Source organism: Pseudomonas sp. Leaf58, from assembly GCF_003627215.1.
Lineage (GTDB): Bacteria > Pseudomonadota > Gammaproteobacteria > Pseudomonadales > Pseudomonadaceae > Aquipseudomonas.
In genome coordinates this window covers 5,124,020-5,142,590 of sequence record NZ_CP032677.1, presented here as the reverse complement: position 1 = coordinate 5,142,590, position 18,571 = coordinate 5,124,020, and the positions used below count along the sequence as shown (strand labels likewise).

The window sequence follows — 18,571 nt, the reverse complement described above, 5'->3', positions numbered from 1 at the left end:
ACGTGCATGCTGAGTTCGGAGCTGAAAGCCTTCTACATGGTGGCCCGCCTGGGCAGCATCACCTTGGCGGCGAAGAAGCTCGGGCTCAGCCAGCCCACGGTGACCACGCAGATTCGCAACCTGGAAAGCCAGTACGCGGTGGAGCTGTTCTACCGTGGCGGGCGGCGCCTGGTATTGAGTGAAGAGGGCGTGCGCCTGCTACCGATGGTCAAGGCGCTGTTGCAACAGGAAGCGGACATCGAGTTCGAGCTGCGCAACAGCGGTCAGGCCCAGGGCAGCTTGCGCATTGCGGCCACGGCGCCTTACTACATCCTCGACCTGGTGAAGGTCTACCGTGAGCGCCTGCCGCAGGTGGAAGTGGCGGTGGAGATCGGCAACTCGCAGCAGGTGCTGGAGATGCTCGAGGACTACCGCGTGGATCTCGCCGCTTCATCGCAGTTGCTGGAAGATGCACGCTTGGTGCGGCGGGTGCTGGGGGCCGACCCGTTGGTGGTGGCCGTGCACCGCAACCACCCGTTGGCCCATCGCCAGGCGGTATCGATCGACGTCGTGGCTGGGCATTGCCTACTGATGCGCGAGAAGGGCTCAACCACGCGCAAGCTGACCGAGCAAATGATGCAGGAGGCCGGGGTGAAGGCTGGGGCGTTGCTGGAAATTGGCAGCCGCGAGTCGATCCGCGAAGCGGTGCTGCGCAACATTGGCATCAGCGTAATTGCCCGGCACGAGGTGCCGCACAACCCCGAACTGCGGGTGCTGGCGTTGGAGCATGCGCCGGTGATGCATGAGTACCTGTATTGCCTGAAGGAGCGGCGCCAGGCCCGGTTGCCGGCGGCCTTCCTTGGGGTGGCGCAAGAGGTGGCGGGTTCGCACTTCTAACGTTGCGTTGGCTTCTTCGCGGGCAAGCCCGCGCCTACACGTTCTGCGTACACGCAGCCCGTTGTAGGCGCGGGTTTACCCGCGAAGAGGCCACCATAGGCATTACAAAATCTGCCTATACCACTATCACCCGCTTTTGCCTTAAAGCCACAGTACCTTCGCACAGCCTTCCTAGCATGGCCCCATCTCTTCGATGAGGCCCTGCCATGAACCACACCGCCCCCGGCGCACAGATGAAAGTGCGCAATATCCACAAGCGCTTCGGCGCCTTTACGGCGCTTAACGATGTCTCACTGGACATCGCCGCCGGCGAACTGGTGTGCCTGCTCGGCCCATCTGGCTGTGGCAAGACCACGTTGCTGCGCTGCATAGCCGGCTTGGAGCGCCAGGACCGTGGCACGCTGTACATCGGCCAGCGCGATATCTCCGAGCTGCCGCCGCAGGCCCGTGACTACGGCATCCTGTTCCAGTCCTACGCGCTGTTTCCCAATCTCACCGTCGAAGCCAATATCGCCTACGGCCTAACCGGCACTGGCCGTGAGCAGGCCCGCCAGCGGGTGGCCGAAATGCTTGACCTGGTGGGCCTGACTGGCAGCGAGAAAAAATACCCCGGCCAGCTCTCCGGCGGCCAACAGCAGCGGGTGGCCCTGGCCCGCGCACTGGCACCGTCGCCTTCGCTGTTGCTGCTCGATGAGCCGATGTCGGCCCTCGATGCCCGGGTGCGCGAACACCTGTGCACCGAACTGCGCCAGTTGCAGCGCCAGCTGGGTATCACCACGTTGATGGTGACCCACAACCAGGACGAGGCCATGCTGATGGCCGACCGCATTGCGGTGATGAATAACGGCCAGGTCGAGCAGTACGCCACCCCGCGGGATATCTACGACCAGCCAGCCACGCCATTCGTCGCCGAGTTCGTTGGCCAAGGCAACTGGCTGCCGTTCCAGCGCAGCAGTGACAGCCATGCCCAGGTCGGCGCCATGAGCATGCGCCTGGCGCCGGGCTCGGCCATGGGCCGCAGTGGCCGGCTGTTCTGCCGCCCGGAGGCAATCACGGTCAACCCGGCGATGCACGAAGAAAACCTGTTCCCGGCCAGGGTCCGCGAAATCACCTTCCTCGGTAATCGCTGCCGTATGAGCTTCGAGCTCAAAGCCTTGCCAGGCCATGCACTGCTGGCTGAGCTGGCCCCCGAGGCCATGCCGCGCCTGGGCGCGCAGGACATCTGGGTGGCACTGCCGCCGCAGAGTCTGCAGGTGTTCGCCTAAGATGGCCGCGCCAATGCCCCTGCCGTTGAGCCAAGCCAAAGCCGCGCCGCGTGCTGGTGTTGCCCTGGGTGACCGGTTGTTCGTCGTCGGCGGCAAGAGCCTGCTGCTGATCCTTCTGGTGCTGGCAGTGTTGATGCCGCTGCTGGCGATCTTCTGGCGCGGCTTCAGCGCTGAGGCGGGCCAGGGTGGCGGCCTGTTGGCGGCCCGCGAACTGTTCGCCAGCGCCAACTTCCACTGGTTGCTGGGCAACAGCCTGTCGGTGGCCATCACGGTTGCAGTCATGGTGGTCCCACTGGCCTACCTGTTCGCTTATGCCCTGCAACGCACGCTGATCCCGGCCAAAGGCCTGTGGCGGGGGATTTCCCTGCTGCCGCTGCTGGCGCCGTCGATGCTGCCAGCCATCGCCCTGGTCTACCTGTTCGGCAACCAGGGGCTGCTACGTGGATTGCTCAGCGACAACATCTACGGCTTCTGGGGCATCGTGCTGGGCGAGGCCATCTACACCTTCCCGCATGCGCTGATGATCCTGCTGTCGGCGCTGTCGCTGGCTGATGCCCGGCTGTTCGATGCAGCGTCCAGCATGGGCGCTGGCTCATGGCGGGCGTTCACCAGCATCACCTGGCCGGCCACGCGCCAGGCTGTATTCGCAGCATTCTGCCTGGTGTTTACCCTGACCATCACCGATTTCGGTGTACCGGTCGTGGTCGGCGGCGACTATCAGGTGCTGGCACTGGAAGCCTACAAGGCAGTGGTTGGTCAGCAACAGTTTGGCCGTGGCGCCCTGATCGGTATGGTGCTGCTGCTGCCGGCCTTGTTCAGCTTTACCGTCGATGCCTGGCTGCGCCGGCGCCAGGGCGAGACTATGAGCGGCCGTGCGCAAGTGTTCGAGCCCAAGCCATCACGGGGCCGGGATGCCTGTTTCCTGGTCATCGTGCTGCTGGTGTGCGCGGCGTTGCTGCTGGTAATTGGCATGGCGGTTTACTCGTCGCTGATTACCTTCTGGCCCTACAACTTGTCGGTGTCGCTGCGCCACTACCTGTTCGAGGACACCGCCGGGGGCGGTTGGTTGGCCTACCGCAACAGCGTGACCATGGCCATTGGCACCGCGCTGATCGGCAGCGTCGTGATCTTCACCGGCGCTTACCTGATGGAGAAAACCCAGGGCCATCGCCTGCTCAACCAGGCATTGCGTCTGCTCAGCTTCATCCCCATGGCTGTGCCTGGCCTGGTGCTTGGCCTGGGCTACGTGTTCTTCTTCAACCTCAACGGCAACCCGCTGCATGTGTTGTATGGCGGCATGGGGCTGTTGGTGGTGTGCACCATCGCTCATTACCTGACCACCGCGCAGATGACCGCGACCACCGCGCTGCGCCAGCTGGACGGCGAGTTCGAGGCTGCCGCGCTGTCGCTGAAGGCGCCGCTGTACATGCACTTCCTGCGGGTGACCGTGCCGATCTGCCTACCGGCGCTGCTGGACATCATCCGCTACCTGTTCGTCTCGGCGATGACCACCGTGTCAGCGGCGATCTTCCTGTACAGCCCTGACACCATCCTGGCTGCTGTCGCCGTGCTGAACATGGACGATGCCGGCAACGTCGGCGGAGCCGCTGCCATGTCCACCCTGATCCTGCTGACCAGTGCCGGCGCTTCACTGCTGCTGGCCGCAGCCTCACGCGGCCTGCTGCGCCGCTCCCAAGCCTGGCGCCAACGCGCCGCGACCGTCTGACCTGTAAGGAACCTACCCATGTACAAGCACCTTGCACTCGCCGTTGCCGTTTCCGCCGTTTCCGCCGTGTTCAGCCTGCAGGCTGCGGCCGCTGGTACCCCGCTGACGGTTTACACTGCCTTGGAAGCCGAGCAGCTGAAGCGCTACAAGGAGGCCTTCGAGAAGGCCAACCCAGACATCGAAATCAAGTGGGTGCGTGATTCCACCGGCATCATCACCGCCAAGCTGCTGGCCGAAAAAGACCGCCCGCAAGCCGACGCCGTGTGGGGTCTGGCGGCTTCCAGCCTGGCTATCCTCGACCAGAACGGCATGCTCGAAGCCTATGCGCCGAAGGACCTGGGCAAGATTGCCGCCAACTACCGAGACGCCGCCAACCCGCCAGCTTGGGTTGGCATGGACGTGTGGGCCGCGACCCTCTGCTTCAATACTATCGAGGCCGAGAAGCAGGGCCTGAGCAAGCCGGTGAGCTGGCAGGACCTGACCAAGCCCGAGTACAAGGGCAAGATTGTCATGCCGAACCCGGCTTCGTCCGGTACTGGCTTCCTGGATGTCAGCGCCTGGTTGCAGACCTTTGGCGAGCCGCAGGGCTGGGCCTACATGGACGCGTTGCACCAGAACATCGGCCAATACGTTCACTCTGGTTCCAAACCGTGCAAGCTGGCGGCGGCGGGCGAGTTCCCGATCGGTATCTCGTTCGAGTACCCGGCCGTGCAGCTCAAGCGCCAGGGCGCGCCGCTGGACATCGTGCTGCCGAAGGAAGGCCTGGGCTGGGAGATCGAGGCGACTGCCGTGATCAAGGGTTCGCCCAAGGCGGATGCGGCCAAGCGCCTGGCTGATTTTTCGGCCAGCCCGGCGGCCATGGAACTGTACAAGGAGAACTTCGCCGTGCTGGCCGCGCCGGGCATTGCCAAGCCGCAGACCGAGCTGCCGGCGGACTATGAACAGCGCCTGATCAACAACGACTTTGCCTGGGCCTCGAAGAACCGTGACCAGATCCTGGCCGAGTGGCGCAAGCGCTACGACGGCAAGTCGGAGAAGGTGGCCCAGCAGTAACCTGCCCCGGCCTCTTCGCGGGTGAACCCGCTCCTACAACGCCCTGCATCGCCTGTTGTAGGAGCGGGTTCACCCGCGAAAAGGCCAGTCCTGCCCACTCAAAACTGTGAAACCAGCGCCTCCAGCTGTTCCTGCCGCTCAGCCTGGTTCAGCTTTGCCCCAGGATTCAGGGTGGACCACTGCGGATGCGCCCGCGCCTTCACCAGCGCCTCAGGCAACTTGCCCTCGCGCCAAGCTTTCTCATCCAGTTCACCCAGACGAATACTGTCCTGCGCCGCATGCCCACGGTTATCCAGCGCCACCATCAACTGCTGCTGACGCAAGGCCAGTAAGCGCAATACCGTGTCGTCCACGGTCAGCTCACGCTTGCCCTTGAGCTTGCCCATCAACCGCGACCCATAGTTGCGCGCCGTCTGCAGCGCGCCACCGGCAATTGCCCCGGCCAGCGCTGCCGCACCGAGGGTAAGGCCACCCACCAGCAAATCGACCCCGGCACCGGCCGCAGCACCCGCAGCTACACCGCTGCCCAGGCGCACCCCGAGCAGCTTCAACGTCTCGGGGTTGAACAGGTCATCACCCCAGCGGCCATCCAGCAACGGCAGGTCACTGGCATGCGCATCCTCGCGGCGGAAGGCATACAGCTTGAGCAAGGCTTCGACACAGCGCTGTTCGCGCTGGCGCACCTCCTGGCGCAATGCCTCGATGGCCCGGGCCTCGGCAGCCGGTTCGGCCTCGACGCTGCGCCGGCAAGCGGCGCAGTCCAGCAGCAGCTCGGCGATCAGGCGTTTGCCGCTGTGCTGGCGCGCCAGGCGCTGTGCTTGCTGGTCGTCGATCAGCCGTTGCAAGGCTGGGCGTGCGTCCTCCAGCAGCAGGGCCAGGCTCTCGTACAAACGGCGCTCGCCATCCTCTGGCGGGGCCACGCTGTCGAACCGTACTAACGCGTGAAGGCCAAGCCGGGCAAGGGCTTCACGCCATTGCGGCTCGCGGTGCTGGTGGCTGGCAACGAAGTTGAGCACCGGCAGCAGCGGCTTGCCACAGCTGGCCAGCACTTCCAGTTCGTCGCGGTATTTGGCCAGCACCGGCTCGCGGGCGTCGATCACATACAGGCCGGCATTGCTGGCCAGCAACTGACGCAGCACCTTAGCCTCTTGCTCGAAACGCTGGCGCGCTTCGCTGCCTTGCAGAAAACGCTGCAGACGGGCCGGGCCGTCCAGGCGCTCGCCCGGGCGCTCCAGGCGTTCGAGGTAGTCGAGCAGGGCAATGGCATCTTCCAGGCCAGGGGTGTCATACAGCTCCAGCAGGGGTTCGCCGTCCACCGACAAGCGTGCCCCTTCCACATGGCGCGTGGTGCTGGGGCGATGGGAGACTTCGCCAAAGCCGACGTCGCGGGTAAGGGTGCGCAGCAGCGAAGTCTTGCCGACGTTGGTGTGGCCGACCACGGCCAGTTTCAGCGGCTCAGTCATGGCCATGCTCCAGCCAGTTCAGTGGCGAGGTATCGGCATGCGGCAGGCCAAGGCGGTCGAGGGCTTCGTGCCAGTCGCCCAGGCGCTGGGCGTCCAGGGCTTGGCCTGGGGCGGCCTGGAGTAGCCAAATACGGGTTGCGCCAGCGTTGCGCGCCAGTTCTGCGAGCAGTGCCAGGCTGCCACGGTCGGGCGAGCGCCGCGGGTCGCAGGCGATTGCCAGGCGTGCCGGGGGGAAGCGGCTGAGTTGCTCAAGTAACCGGTTGCGTGATTCGCGGCTGTCGAGCACGCCAGCATCGGTCACGCTTTTGGGTAGGGCCGGTGGCCAAGGGCGCTGGTCGTCCAGCTCCAGGCCGACCAGCAGGGCACCGCTGCTGCCGCTTTCCAGCTGGCCAGCGGCAAACTGCGGCAAGGCTTCGGGCGCGGCATCCTGCACGCCGATACGCTCACTGCGTGGCATCAGCGCGTCACGCAGTTGTGCGTAACCGGGCAGGTTCAGGTCCAGCGCCAGGCGTTGCCGGCCCTGGCGCCAGCGCCACAGGCACAAACCGGCCAGCAGTAGGCGCGGCAGCAGGCCATACACCAGCACCACGCCGAGCAGCCAGCTGGCCCAGGCCTGGCGCGCCAAGTCCAGGGCCGGCAGGCTGTCGCCGCTGGCGCGGATCATGGCCTCGTCGGGTACCGCGAAGCCCAGCAACGCAGGCAGCGCCCCAAGGGCCTGGGTGAGGTGGATGAACGGGTCGGCGGCGAGCAGGGTGGTTTCCCAGACAAAGCCATAGCGCCGGGTCGCCAACAAGGCCAGTAGCATCCCCAGCGCAGTCACCATCGCCAGCAGCCACAGGCCGTGCACCAGCAGGCCGAGCAGCCAGCGGTTGAGCCGTTGGCGTTGCAGCAGCACCAGCAGCGCTGGCGCCAAGTGCATGGCCTTGGCGTCGCGGGCAAAGCGTTCGCTCAGCCACAGCCACACACGGCCCAGCCCGGCGCCATGCTCGCCGCTCAGGGCAAAACCGATGGCCCAGCCCAGCAGCATCAGCAGGTTCAGCCCAAGCAGGCTGCCTAAAGCCCAGAACACATTCACTGGGCGCTGCCCGTCACCCAAGGCGGCCAGTGCCAGCCCCGCACCGCTGAGCACAGCCAGCAGCAGCAAGGCCAGCAGCGCCAAGCGGGCGCCCTGCTTCCAATGGCGCAGGGCGGTGCTGATACCGTCGCGTTCGGCCAGGAACAGCGCGCGGGTTTCCAGGCGCGTCGCCAGGTCACCACCTGCCTGGCGGGCGCGGCGGTTGGCTTCCTGGTCTTCCAGGGGGCCGGCATGTTCTTCGCGCAGGCGTATCGCTTCGGTGAGCCAGCGCTTGTCCAGTGAAGTGGGTGCGGTCACAAGGTCTGCCATTGCACAGGTCAGGGCAGAAGCATAACCCACACGCCCGGTGCTATCCTCGCCGGCATGAATACATCACTCCCCCTTAGCCTGATCGCGGCTCACGCCGAGAACCGCGTGATCGGCATCGACAATTCCATGCCCTGGCACCTGCCGGGGGACTTCAAGTACTTCAAGGCCACTACCCTGGGCAAGCCGATCATCATGGGGCGCAAGACCTGGGATTCGCTGGGGCGGCCGTTGCCTGGGCGGTTGAACATCGTGGTCAGCCGGCAGGCAGGGCTGCAACTGGCGGGGGCCGAGGTGTTCGGCTCGCTGGAAGACGCGCTGGTGCGGGCCGAGCAATGGGCACGTGAGCAGGGTGTCGATGAGTTGATGCTGATTGGCGGGGCGCAGCTGTATGGGCAGGCGCTGGAGAAGGGGCTGGTTAGCCGGATGTACCTGACGCGGGTGGAATTGGCGCCGGAAGGGGATGCGTGGTTTCCTGAGTTTGACCGAGGGCTGTGGCGGCTGGTTTCGAGCGAGGCACAGGTCGAGGAAGGTAAGCCCTGCTATCACTTCGAGGTTTGGGACAAGGTGTGAGATTGCTGGGGCTGCTTTGCCGGCGATAGGGGCGCAACGCGCCCCCGGCAATCTGTCAGGAATGACTCAATTCGGCATGTTCATCGCCGGCCAGCACATCCTTGTCGGTCTCTTTCAGCAACTGGCTGGTCACCACCCCTGCCGTCATCGAACCGTTCACGTTCAACGCCGTACGGCCCATGTCGATCAGCGGTTCCACCGAAATCAGCAACGCCACCAGCTCGACCGGCAAGCCCATCGCCGGCAGCACGATCAGCGCTGCGAAGGTCGCACCGCCACCTACGCCGGCAACCCCTGCCGAGCTAAGGGTAACAATCGCCACCAGGGTGGCGACCCACAGTGGGTCGAAGGTATCGATGCCCACCGCCGGTGCCACCATTACCGCCAACATGGCGGGATAGAGCCCGGCGCAGCCGTTTTGGCCGATGGTGGTGCCAAACGATGCACTAAAGCTGGCAATCGACTGCGGCACGCCTAGGCGGCGCGTTTGTGCTTCGATGTTCAGGGGAATGCTGGCGGCGCTGGAGCGGCTGGTAAAGGCGAAGGTCAGCACCGGCCACACCTTGCGGAAGAAGCGCAGCGGGTTCACGCCGGTGGCGGCGAGGATCAGGCCGTGTACCACGAACATCAGCGCCAGGCCCAGGTACGACACCACCACGAAGCTGCCCAGCTTGAGGATGTCTTCCATGTTCGAGCTGGCTACCACCTTGGTCATCAGCGCCAGTACGCCGTACGGGGTCAACTTCATCACCACCCGCACCAAGCGCATCACCCAGGCCTGCAGGGTGTCGATGGCCGACAGCGCGCGTTGGCCTTTCTCGGCATCGTCCTTGATCAACTGCAACGCAGCCAGGCCGACGAACACGGCAAAGATCACCACGCTGATGATCGAGGTCGGCTTGGCCCGCGCCAGGTCACCCACCGGGTTGCTGGGGATGAACGACAGCAGCAACTGCGGGAGGTTGAGGTCGGCCACCTTGCCGGCGTAGTCGCTGTGGATAACCTGCATGCGTGCGCTTTCCTGGGCGCCGGCCACCAGGCCTTCAGCGCTGAGGCCGAACAGGTTGGTCAACACGATGCCGATCAGCGCGGCAATGGCGGTGGTCAGCAGCAGGGTGCCGATGCTCAGCACGCTGATGCGGCCCAGCGACGAGGCATTGTGCAGGCGCGCCACGGCACTGAGGATCGAGGCGAAGATCAGCGGCATGACGATCATCTGCAACAGGCCGACATAGCCGTTGCCGACCAGGTCGAGCCAGGCGATGGTGGCTTTGAGCACGGGGTGGCCGGCACCGTAGATTGTGTGCAGGGCCAGGCCGAAGACCACGCCCAGCACCAGGCCCAGCAATACTTTCTTGGCCAGGCTCCAGTCGGTGTGGCGGGTTTGTGCCAGGCCCAGCAACAGGGCCAGGAACGCCAGCAGGTTAAGGGACAGCGGCAGGTTCATTGAAGCTCCAGCAGAAAAAAGCAGAAGAGGCATCGCCTCTGTGAGCGATTGCGAACGGAAATGCTAACAGCCTGAAAACAAACGAATTTATACCCAAATGGAATTTACATAGTCGTTTATGGAATAACGGCGTGTCGCAAATTGCAATGAACGCGGCGTTTGCAGCTGCATGGAGGTCGCTATAGAGGGCTGCCGGAAGGGGTTGTTGCACTAGCGTTTCTGGGTCATTTCAGGAGATTCGTACATGAAAGTCGCTGCGAAAGCCGCCGTCATCGGTCTGTCCCTGTTGTTCAGTATCGAAACCTTCGCCACCGAGCTTAAGCACTGGCCCACCGAAGCCGCCAAACAGCTCGATAGCATGATCGCCGCCAATGCCAACAAAGGTAACTACGCGGTGTTCGACATGGACAACACCAGCTACCGCTATGACCTTGAAGAAGCCTTGCTGCCGTTCATGGAAAACAAGGGCCTGCTAAGCCGCGACAAGCTTGACCCGTCGTTGAAGCTGATGCCGTTCAAAGACACCGCCGAGCACAAGGAAAGCCTGTTCAGTTACTACTATAGGCTGTGCGAAGTCGACGACATGGTCTGCTACCCGTGGGTGGCCCAGGTGTTCTCCGGCTTTACCCTGCAGGAGCTGAAGGTGCAGGTGGATGAGTTGATGGCCTCCAGCACGCCGATCCCCAGCACCTATTACGAAGGCGACCAGGTCAAGGCTATCGAGGTGCAGCCGCCCAAGGTCTTCAAGGGCCAGGCCGAGCTGTACAACAAGCTGATGGAAAACGGTATCGAGGTCTACGTGATTTCAGCTGCCTCCGAGGAGCTGGTGCGCATGGTCGCCTCGGACCCCAAGTACGGCTACAACGTGAAACCGCAGAATGTGATTGGCGTGAGCCTGCTGCTCAAGGACCGTACCAGCGGTCAGCTAACCACCGCGCGCAAGCAGATCAGTGCCGGGCACTACGATGCCAAGGCCAATCAGGGGCTGGAACTGACCCCCTACCTGTGGACCCCGGCCACCTGGATGGCGGGCAAGCAGGCGGCGATCCTGACCTACATCGATGAATGGAAGAAGCCGGTGCTGGTGGGCGGCGATACGCCGACCAGCGACGGCTACATGCAGTTCCATGGTGTGGATGTGGACAAGGGCGGCATCCACCTGTGGATAAACCGCAAGGCCAAGTACATGGACCAGCTGAACGGGATGATTGCCAAAAATGCGGCGGCGCAAGCCAAGGAAGGCTTGCCGGTGACGGCGGACAAAAACTGGGTGATCGTGACGCCGGAGCAGATTCAGTAACCGGGCTTATCAGCCGTTGCGGCCCACAATGATAGTACGGGCCGCATCCTGATCAATGTTCTGCGCCAGCAAGGTTACTGCTTCGATGGCAGTTGCACGGGCGTCGGCCCCCGCAGGGCCAAGCGTCCGTTCGACCACGACACTGTGCACCTGGTTTATCCCGACGAAGCGAAACCAGGTATCCATGAAGGGTTTTTCCAGGCCAAAAGCGTGGTCGGGTGTCTGTGAGTCAGCGCCATAACCGAGCCCGCGGGTGTAGATCGCAACCGCTCGACGTCCGCCTAGCATGCCATTCAACCCTTGCTCATCGAAGGTGAACAAAACGCCTTTGTGCGAAATGGCGTCAATCAGATGCTTGAGCTTGTACGGAATACCGAAATTCCACAGCGGCGCGCTGAAAACCAAGGTATCGGCCTGGTGGAACCGTTCAGCGAGCGCCTTGATCTGCGCCCATGCCGCCGCCTGGGCGGTTGAAAGTGGGGCATCGGCAAGCCCTGCGTACTTTGCCGCGAGCAAAGCACCCTCTAGTTCGGGAAGCTCACATTCCCAAGGATCAAGGCGATCAATCTCCACGGTTCTGCGCTCGGCCAGCGCTGTCAGGAACGCTTCGGCAAGTTGAGTGGAAACGGACCGCTCGCCTCTCGGTGAGGCGCAAACATACAAGATACGTTCAACCATGGGCTTCTCCTTTGCAGTACAGGTGTTCAGTGCAAAGTTTGATTCAGAATTCATATTTTTAGAAATGACGTATGCTCGGCCTATTAAGTGAGATAGGTGATTAATCTGTGTTCGATACGGTGCTTTTGCGTAGCTTGCTGGCGGTTGCCGACAGCGGTGGTTTCACGCGCGCTGCGCAAAGGCTGCACCTTACGCAGTCGGCAATCAGCGCTCACATCAAGCGGCTGGAGAGTGAAGCTGGGCACAAACTGCTGGAACGTACCACCCGTTCGGTCAGCCTGACGCCAGCAGGCGCCCGCCTGGCCGGCTATGCCCGCACTATCTTGGCGCTGCATGATGATGCTCGCGCGAGCCTTGGGGCAGGCCGTCGAGTTTCAGGCATGGTATTGGTGGGGTTGAGCGAGGAGATGGTGAAAGCACCCATCATCGACTGCCTGCGTCGATTCTCGGTGGCACACCCCGATGTAGAGATTTCCCTGAAAGTCGGCCTGACCGGCGAGCTGCTTGCGCTTCTGTATTCGGGTGGGCTCGATATCGTGTTGGGGAGCCGCTGCGGCGATGAAGAGCGTGGCGAATTGCTTTGGTCCGAGCCGTTGATCTGGGCGAGAGGGCCGGTTGCCCTGGCCACCGATGACGCAACTACCCCAATACCCTTGGCGGTGTTTTCCGAGCAATGCCCCTACCGTGCTGCCGCCATCGAAGCCCTGGCGCGTGCGGGGCGGCAGTGGCGGATCGTTTGCCAGAGCCCAAGTGCCGGAGGGCTGATAACCGCCGTCAAAGGCGGGCTTGGTATAACGCCAGTCACCCGGTCAACCGCACTGGCTGCAGGTTTACAGGAAGTACCAACGCTGCCAGCCCTTCCTCAAGCGCAGTTCATCTTGACGTCAACAGCGAAGCCGAAGCGCTCAGTTGCGCTGCTGCTGACGCAACTGCGTCAATGTGCTTCGCGGGGGGAGCTTTGACTCGGCATTTTTCCACGGCCAAAAAAACCGGCGCACAAGGCGCCGGTTTTCAAAAATGCTAAAAAGCCTTACAGCCCTTCCAGCATCGCCTTGTTACGCACAGCACCCTTGTCGGCACTGGTCGCCAGTAGGGCATAGGCCTTCAGCGCGGTGGTCACCTTGCGTGGGCGTACTTCAGCTGGTTTCCAGCCCTTTTTGTCCTGCTCGACGCGGCGCTGGGCCAGCTCTTCGTCGCTTACCAGCAGGTTGATCGAGCGGTTAGGGATGTCGATCAGCACCTTGTCGCCGTCGCGCACCAGGCCGATGGCGCCGCCAGCAGCGGCTTCCGGCGAGGCATGGCCGATCGACAGGCCCGAGGTACCGCCCGAGAAGCGGCCATCGGTGAGCAGCGCACAGGCCTTGCCCAGGCCTTTGGACTTCAGGTACGAGGTCGGGTACAGCATTTCCTGCATGCCCGGGCCACCTTTCGGGCCTTCGTAGCGAATGATCACGATGTCGCCGGCTTTTACTTCGTCGGCGAGGATGCCGCGCACGGCGCTGTCCTGGCTCTCGAAGATCTTCGCGTTGCCTTCGAATACGTGGATCGACTCGTCAACGCCAGCGGTTTTCACCACGCAACCATCCTGCGCGATGTTGCCATACAGCACGGCCAGGCCGCCTTCTTGCGAGTAGGCGTGCTCGAAGCTGCGGATGCAGCCGTTTTCACGGTCGTCGTCCAGTGTTTCCCAACGGGTCGACTGGCTGAAGGCAGTTTGGGTCGGGATACCGGCAGGGCCGGCCTTGAAGAAGGTATGCACCGCTTCGTCATCGGTCTGGGTGATGTCCCACTTGGCGATGGCTTCTTCCATGCTGCGGCTGTGCACGGTCGGCAGGTCGGTGTGCAACAGGCCGCCACGGGCCAGCGAACCGAGGATGCTGAAGATGCCGCCGGCGCGGTGCACGTCCTCCATGTGGTACTTCTGGATGTTCGGCGCCACTTTGCACAGCTGCGGCACTTTGCGCGACAGGCGGTCGATGTCGCGCAGGTCGAACTCGACTTCGCCTTCCTGGGCAGCAGCCAGCAGGTGCAGGATGGTGTTGGTCGAGCCGCCCATGGCGATGTCCAGCATCATGGCGTTCTCGAACGCCTTGAAGTTGGCGATGCTGCGTGGCAGTACCGACTCGTCGTTCTCGCCGTAGTAGCGCTTGCACAGCTCGACGATGGTACGGCCGGCGGTGAGGAACAGCTGCTCACGGTCGGCGTGGGTAGCCAGGGTCGAACCATTGCCCGGCAGGGCCAGGCCCAGGGCTTCGGTCAGGCAGTTCATCGAGTTGGCGGTGAACATGCCGGAGCACGAACCGCAAGTTGGGCACGCACTGCGCTCGTACTCGGCGACTTTCTCGTCGGAGGCCGAGGAATCGGCGGCGATGACCATGGCGTCGACCAGGTCCAGGCCGTGGCTGGCCAGTTTGGTCTTGCCGGCTTCCATCGGGCCGCCGGACACGAAGATTACCGGGATGTTCAGGCGCAGGGCAGCCATCAGCATGCCGGGGGTGATCTTGTCGCAGTTGGAAATGCACACGATGGCGTCGGCACAGTGGGCGTTGACCATGTATTCCACGGCGTCGGCGATGATCTCGCGGCTTGGCAGCGAGTACAGCATGCCGTCGTGGCCCATGGCGATGCCGTCATCGACCGCGATGGTGTTGAATTCCTTGGCCACGCCACCGGCGCGTTCGATTTCGCGGGCGACCAGCTGGCCCAGGTCCTTCAGGTGCACGTGGCCCGGGACGAACTGGGTGAACGAGTTGGCGATGGCGATGATCGGTTTCTTGAAGTCTTCGTCCTTCATCCCGGTAGCGCGCCACAGGGCACGGGCGCCGGCCATGTTGCGGCCTTGGGTGGAAGTCTTGGAACGGTAATCAGGCATGAAACACTCCTGGCGGCTTAATCAGGTCACAAAAAGGGGAGTGAGCTTCTCTTGTCCTCTGTACCGCAGGCCGGTTGCCACTGGCACGGATGGGGCCGAAGACGCCGCGGGATCGCCGCGTGCTTGGCCAGAGCTCATAAACCCGCCGGGGATGACTGGCGATGAATAAGCCGATTCTACACCGCTGGCGCGGCGAGGGAATGGTGATGTGTCTGGGCGGTGGCTTTGGCCGGGGCTCTGACGCAGGCTTATGCAGGCTTCACCGTATGCACGATGCCACGGTGAGGCCTGTGCGAATTAATTGGCCGCTATGCAATGCGCTGTTGTCGAAAAATAGGTGCCTTCGCTGGTTGGGACAAGCGCGGTTATGTTCGCAATCTTCCCGAGGATCGTATTTCTATTTAAATAAACGGTTTGAGAGTTTGACGTGTGGTCGATGGGTTGCTCGATGACCATCATTTGAATGTGGTCGGTTAAATTTTCCATGGTCTCTATTTCGACAACAGTAATCAGGTTGGTGTTTTCGTTCAAAGGTGAGGGAAGGGGCACTTCGAATGGGTAATAACCGTCAATGTCTGCTGTGCCGATATAGAAAGGCGCGCAACCTCCACCTTGGTAGGGTTGCCGGGAGGTTGGCTGGCCTAGCGAAACAAGACTTGTCACATGGTAGACATGAGAGGAGCGCAACAGGGTAATCGGTTGGTTAACAGGGTGTTCTGGCGGGCTATCAACTGTGTAAAAAACTCTCAGGTGGCCGCCCCCTGCATAACCGGATTTCAACGGTGTGATGGGCGCGGGTAGCGTTTCATGCAGGTTATCAGCTGTGACCGTAATTTCTACTCTATGGCAAAGTCCGGCTTCGGCACCTATGACAAATACCTGAACTCGGTCTCCGAGCTTCTTCTCTTTGTAGTTAGGGACGACGACTGTGAAGCCAGCGCGAGCGACCTCAAAGGTTAGCTGTGCATCGGCGAATTCTAGGGTGTATGGGCGAGGAAGCAACCCTTCGAAGACATAGAGGCTGCGTGGCGAATACAGCTTTTCTTCGGTGCTGCCATCCTCTACATACCTTACCACTTCATACGATAAAGTTGCCTCGCTTCCGCTAATGAAGAACAATTCAGCGGGCGTGAAGGCGAGTTCGACATCTTTATCCATGTCCTCCTCTTTCAAAGGCGTACCGCGCGATGCCTGTTGCCCGTCGGGCATAATCCAGTTTACCGAAACGTGGTCTTGTCCTTTTATGGCACTCATTGGGACGATGACGGTTAAGGTGTGCTCCAGCTTATCCAGGGGGATATAATTTTCACTTCCTGCTATCTCCCTGATTGTGGCGGGCGGCAGCGCGGAAATTTGTGGTTTAGTCATTGGCAGCTCCGTTTCCTTTCAGCAAGGGGTAATGTGCTCGTTGCGAACACAAGGGAGAGACTATTTGCTGCCTGATATTGGTGGGCGGATGCTTGATGGGCAACTAGCAGAAATGACAGGTACTTGGTTGTCTGGAGCGTTGAGTGGCACGGGCTTCACCCGTGTTCGCGGGCAAGCCCGCTCCTACAGGGGGCGCGAAAGCTCTTGGTTTTTTGATCAAGGCTGTTGCTTCCCCAGGAGTTCCACAGCTCTTGCGCATGTGGAACACCTTGGGGGGGCGGTGCAGGCCGTCTGGATTTTGGTCAGCTGTTAGGCAGCAACCGGCAGGTGATGCTCTTGATGTAGCGGGTTTCGGCGATGGCCGGGTGCACCGGGTGGTCCGGGCCCTGGCCGCCGCGCTCGAGCAGCTGCATATTGCGGTCGAGGTGGCGGGCGCTGGTCAGCAGGATGTTGTTCAGGTCATCCTCGGGCAGGTGCATCGAGCACGAGGCGCTGACCAGAATGCCGTCCTTGTTGAGCATGCGCATGGCCTGCTCGTTCAGGCGGCGGTAGGCCGCTTCGCCGTTTTTCAGGTCTTTCTTGCGCTTGATGAAGGCGGGTGGGTCGGCAATGATCACGTCGAAGCGTTCTTCGGCGGCTTTCAGCTCGCGCAGCGCTTCGAAAACGTCGCCTTCGATGCAGGTCAGCTTCTCGCTGATGCCGTTCAGCGCGGCGTTACGCTCCACGCCATCCAAGGCGAAGCCCGAGGCATCGACACAGAACACTTCGCTGGCGCCGAACGCGCCGGCCTGCACACCCCAACCACCGATGTAGCTGAACAGGTCGAGTACGCGTTTACCTTTAACGTAGGGCGCCAGACGTGCGCGGTTCATACGGTGGTCATAGAACCAGCCGGTTTTCTGGCCTTCGCGCACCGGGGCTTCGAACTTGACGCCGTTCTCTTCCAGCGGCACCCAGTCCGGCACTTCGCCGTAGACGGTTTCGACATAGCGCTGGAGGCCTTCGGCGTCACGCGCGGCGGAGTCGTTCTTGAACAGGATGCCGCTTGGCTTGAGCACCTGTACCAGGGCCGCGATCACGTCGTCTTTATGCGCTTCCATGGTGGCCGAGGCCAATTGCACCACGAGGATGTCGAAGAAGCGGTCGACCACCAGGCCTGGCAGCAAGTCGGAGTCGCCGTAGACCAGGCGGTAGCAAGGCTGGTCGAACAGGCGCTCGCGCAGGGACAGGGCGACGTTCAGGCGGTGCACCAGCAGCGATTTGTCCAGCGGCAGCTTGATGTCGCGCGACAGCAGGCGGGCGCAGATCAGGTTGTTCGGGCTCAGGGCGACGATACCCAGCGGTTTGCCGTTGGCCGCCTCGAGAACGGCCTGCTGGCCGGCCTGGAAGCCTTGCAGTGGGGTCGCGGTGACGTCGACTTCGTTGCTGTAGACCCACAGGTGGCCGGCGCGCAGGCGGCGGTCGGCATTGGCTTTGAGGCGAAGGCTGGGCAGGGACATGACGTCGCTCCGGGAAAAAAGAGCGGGATTATAACCTGTCTGCCCTGTTTCCGGTGCCGGCTCGACCAGTTGCCTGGCGTCATGCTCCGACAGGGAGCCCGTGCCGATAAACTAATAAACTCGCCGCAACGATTCAGTGGTTGGTCCCATTCTGGGTTAGAGGGTTAAAATCGCCGGTCCTAAACGAGTGTGTACGTATGTCCCAAGAACTCAGCGCCGAACAGATCCAGCAAGCCTTGCAAGGCATCACCATTCCGCCGCAACCGCAGATCATGGTCGACCTGCAGTTCGAGCAGTACATGCCCGACCCTGACCTGGAAACCATCGCCAAGCTGATTTCCCAAGACCCGGGCCTTTCAGGGGCTTTGCTCAAACTGGTCAACTCCGCGCAGTTTGGCCTTTCCAACAAGATTGGCTCGATCCAGCGCGCGGTGAACCTGCTGGGCAGTCGTTCGATCATCAACCTGATCAATGCCCAGTCGATCAAGGGTGAGATGAGCGACGAGACCATCGTCACCCTCAACCGCTTCTGGGATACCGCCCAGGATGTGGCGATGACTTGCCTGACATTGGCCAAGCGTACCGGTATGCAGGCGGCAGACGAGGCCTACACCCTTGGCCTGTTCCATGACTGTGGCGTGCCGCTGATGCTCAAGCGCTTCCCCAACTACATGGATGTACTGGAGGAGGCCTACGCCAAGGCCGGCGAGGATACCCGCGTGGTCGACACCGAAAACCGTGCGTTCAATACCAACCATTCGGTGGTTGGTTACTTCACCGCCAAGTCCTGGCGCCTGCCCGAGCACCTCAGTGCAGCCATCGCCAACCACCATAATGCCCTGGCGGTGTTCCGCGACGAGAGCTGCCGCAATACTCAGAGCCAGCTGAAAAACCTGTTGGCGGTGCTGAAGATGGCCGAGCACATCTGTGCGTCCTACCGGGTACTGGGTAACCAGGCCGTGGACCACGAATGGAATGTGGTCGGCCCGCTGGTGCTCGACTACATTGGCTTGTCGGAATACGACTTCGAAAACCTCAAGCAGAACATTCGTGAGCTGGGCGGGCACTGA

15 protein-coding genes are annotated in these 18,571 nt (G+C 62.2%); 8 read left to right on the top strand and 7 right to left on the bottom strand.

Features of this window, described 5'->3' with window-relative positions:
* Window positions 1-6: 6 nt before the first annotated feature.
* The 4 genes from DV532_RS23815 to DV532_RS23795 all read left to right on the top strand — a co-directional run bounded on the left by DV532_RS23815 (window position 7) and on the right by DV532_RS23795 (window position 4,920).
* Window positions 7-876, top strand: a complete 870-nt coding sequence (locus DV532_RS23815) for a LysR family transcriptional regulator (protein WP_056794279.1) — start codon at window positions 7-9, stop codon at window positions 874-876.
* Between the two features lie 206 nt (window positions 877-1,082).
* Window positions 1,083-2,141, top strand: coding sequence for a putative 2-aminoethylphosphonate ABC transporter ATP-binding protein (locus DV532_RS23805; RefSeq protein WP_056794281.1), 1,059 nt, complete (start codon window positions 1,083-1,085; stop codon window positions 2,139-2,141).
* 1 nt (window position 2,142) lies between these two features.
* Complete coding sequence (locus DV532_RS23800; protein WP_056794283.1) at window positions 2,143-3,867, top strand: putative 2-aminoethylphosphonate ABC transporter permease subunit; 1,725 nt, start codon at window positions 2,143-2,145, stop codon at window positions 3,865-3,867.
* A gap of 18 nt (window positions 3,868-3,885) precedes the next feature.
* Window positions 3,886-4,920, top strand: coding sequence for a putative 2-aminoethylphosphonate ABC transporter substrate-binding protein (locus DV532_RS23795; protein ID WP_056794285.1), 1,035 nt, complete (start codon window positions 3,886-3,888; stop codon window positions 4,918-4,920).
* A gap of 98 nt (window positions 4,921-5,018) precedes the next feature.
* On the opposite strand, the gene DV532_RS23790 is transcribed toward DV532_RS23795, so the two are convergent.
* Complete coding sequence (locus DV532_RS23790) at window positions 5,019-6,383, bottom strand: GTPase/DUF3482 domain-containing protein (protein ID WP_056794287.1); 1,365 nt, start codon at window positions 6,381-6,383, stop codon at window positions 5,019-5,021.
* Window positions 6,376-7,767 carry a DUF2868 domain-containing protein gene (locus DV532_RS23785; RefSeq protein ID WP_056794289.1) on the bottom strand — a complete coding sequence of 464 codons (1,392 nt, stop codon included), beginning with the start codon at window positions 7,765-7,767 and terminating at the stop codon, window positions 6,376-6,378. The genes DV532_RS23790 and DV532_RS23785 overlap by 8 nt, the downstream gene beginning before the upstream one ends.
* A gap of 54 nt (window positions 7,768-7,821) precedes the next feature.
* Here DV532_RS23785 and DV532_RS23780 point away from each other — a divergent pair, with 54 nt between their 5' ends.
* Entirely contained in the window at window positions 7,822-8,337 is a 516-nt protein-coding gene (locus DV532_RS23780; RefSeq protein WP_056794291.1) for a dihydrofolate reductase, read from the top strand.
* 55 nt (window positions 8,338-8,392) lie between these two features.
* Here DV532_RS23780 and DV532_RS23775 read toward each other — a convergent pair whose 3' ends face one another.
* A complete protein-coding gene (locus DV532_RS23775; protein WP_056794293.1) occupies window positions 8,393-9,784 on the bottom strand; it encodes an L-cystine transporter in 1,392 nt (463 codons plus the stop codon).
* Window positions 9,785-10,028: 244 nt separating this feature from the next.
* Between DV532_RS23775 and DV532_RS23770 the strand changes: the two genes are divergently transcribed.
* On the top strand, window positions 10,029-11,084 hold the full coding sequence (locus DV532_RS23770; RefSeq protein ID WP_056794295.1) for a phosphorylcholine phosphatase: 1,056 nt from the start codon (window positions 10,029-10,031) through the stop codon (window positions 11,082-11,084).
* A gap of 9 nt (window positions 11,085-11,093) precedes the next feature.
* Here DV532_RS23770 and DV532_RS23765 read toward each other — a convergent pair whose 3' ends face one another.
* A complete protein-coding gene (locus DV532_RS23765) occupies window positions 11,094-11,762 on the bottom strand; it encodes an FMN-dependent NADH-azoreductase (RefSeq protein ID WP_082476729.1) in 669 nt (222 codons plus the stop codon).
* Window positions 11,763-11,869: 107 nt separating this feature from the next.
* Here DV532_RS23765 and DV532_RS23760 point away from each other — a divergent pair, with 107 nt between their 5' ends.
* A complete protein-coding gene (locus DV532_RS23760; protein ID WP_056794296.1) occupies window positions 11,870-12,724 on the top strand; it encodes a LysR family transcriptional regulator in 855 nt (284 codons plus the stop codon).
* Between the two features lie 68 nt (window positions 12,725-12,792).
* On the opposite strand, the gene ilvD is transcribed toward DV532_RS23760, so the two are convergent.
* The 3 genes from ilvD to DV532_RS23745 form a co-directional block, all read right to left on the bottom strand.
* Window positions 12,793-14,634 (bottom strand): dihydroxy-acid dehydratase, encoded by a 1,842-nt coding sequence (gene ilvD, locus DV532_RS23755; RefSeq protein ID WP_056794298.1) that lies wholly within the window; start codon window positions 14,632-14,634, stop codon window positions 12,793-12,795.
* 297 nt (window positions 14,635-14,931) lie between these two features.
* Window positions 14,932-16,002: a hypothetical protein gene (locus DV532_RS23750; protein WP_056794301.1), complete on the bottom strand. Its 1,071-nt coding sequence runs from the start codon at window positions 16,000-16,002 to the stop codon at window positions 14,932-14,934.
* A gap of 302 nt (window positions 16,003-16,304) precedes the next feature.
* The gene (locus DV532_RS23745; RefSeq protein ID WP_016489666.1) at window positions 16,305-17,501 is read right to left on the bottom strand and encodes a class I SAM-dependent rRNA methyltransferase; all 1,197 of its coding nucleotides are present in this window, start codon (window positions 17,499-17,501) and stop codon (window positions 16,305-16,307) included.
* Window positions 17,502-17,752: 251 nt separating this feature from the next.
* On the opposite strand from DV532_RS23745, the gene DV532_RS23740 reads away from it, so the two are divergent.
* Window positions 17,753-18,571 carry an HDOD domain-containing protein gene (locus DV532_RS23740; RefSeq protein WP_177339520.1) on the top strand — a complete coding sequence of 273 codons (819 nt, stop codon included), beginning with the start codon at window positions 17,753-17,755 and terminating at the stop codon, window positions 18,569-18,571.

What these genes read in the sequence shown, in the direction of transcription:
- DV532_RS23815 (WP_056794279.1), top strand. Translation starts at nt 7, where the DNA reads ATGCTGAGTTCGGAGCTGAAAGCCTTCTACATGGTGGCCCGCCTGGGC.
- DV532_RS23805 (WP_056794281.1), top strand. Translation starts at nt 1,083, where the DNA reads ATGAACCACACCGCCCCCGGCGCACAGATGAAAGTGCGCAATATCCAC.
- DV532_RS23800 (WP_056794283.1), top strand. Translation starts at nt 2,143, where the DNA reads ATGGCCGCGCCAATGCCCCTGCCGTTGAGCCAAGCCAAAGCCGCGCCG.
- DV532_RS23795 (WP_056794285.1), top strand. Translation starts at nt 3,886, where the DNA reads ATGTACAAGCACCTTGCACTCGCCGTTGCCGTTTCCGCCGTTTCCGCC.
- DV532_RS23790 (WP_056794287.1), bottom strand. Translation starts at nt 6,383, where the DNA reads ATGACTGAGCCGCTGAAACTGGCCGTGGTCGGCCACACCAACGTCGGC.
- DV532_RS23785 (WP_056794289.1), bottom strand. Translation starts at nt 7,767, where the DNA reads ATGGCAGACCTTGTGACCGCACCCACTTCACTGGACAAGCGCTGGCTC.
- DV532_RS23780 (WP_056794291.1), top strand. Translation starts at nt 7,822, where the DNA reads ATGAATACATCACTCCCCCTTAGCCTGATCGCGGCTCACGCCGAGAAC.
- DV532_RS23775 (WP_056794293.1), bottom strand. Translation starts at nt 9,784, where the DNA reads ATGAACCTGCCGCTGTCCCTTAACCTGCTGGCGTTCCTGGCCCTGTTG.
- DV532_RS23770 (WP_056794295.1), top strand. Translation starts at nt 10,029, where the DNA reads ATGAAAGTCGCTGCGAAAGCCGCCGTCATCGGTCTGTCCCTGTTGTTC.
- DV532_RS23765 (WP_082476729.1), bottom strand. Translation starts at nt 11,762, where the DNA reads ATGGTTGAACGTATCTTGTATGTTTGCGCCTCACCGAGAGGCGAGCGG.
- ilvD (WP_056794298.1), bottom strand. Translation starts at nt 14,634, where the DNA reads ATGCCTGATTACCGTTCCAAGACTTCCACCCAAGGCCGCAACATGGCC.
- DV532_RS23750 (WP_056794301.1), bottom strand. Translation starts at nt 16,002, where the DNA reads ATGACTAAACCACAAATTTCCGCGCTGCCGCCCGCCACAATCAGGGAG.
- DV532_RS23745 (WP_016489666.1), bottom strand. Translation starts at nt 17,501, where the DNA reads ATGTCCCTGCCCAGCCTTCGCCTCAAAGCCAATGCCGACCGCCGCCTG.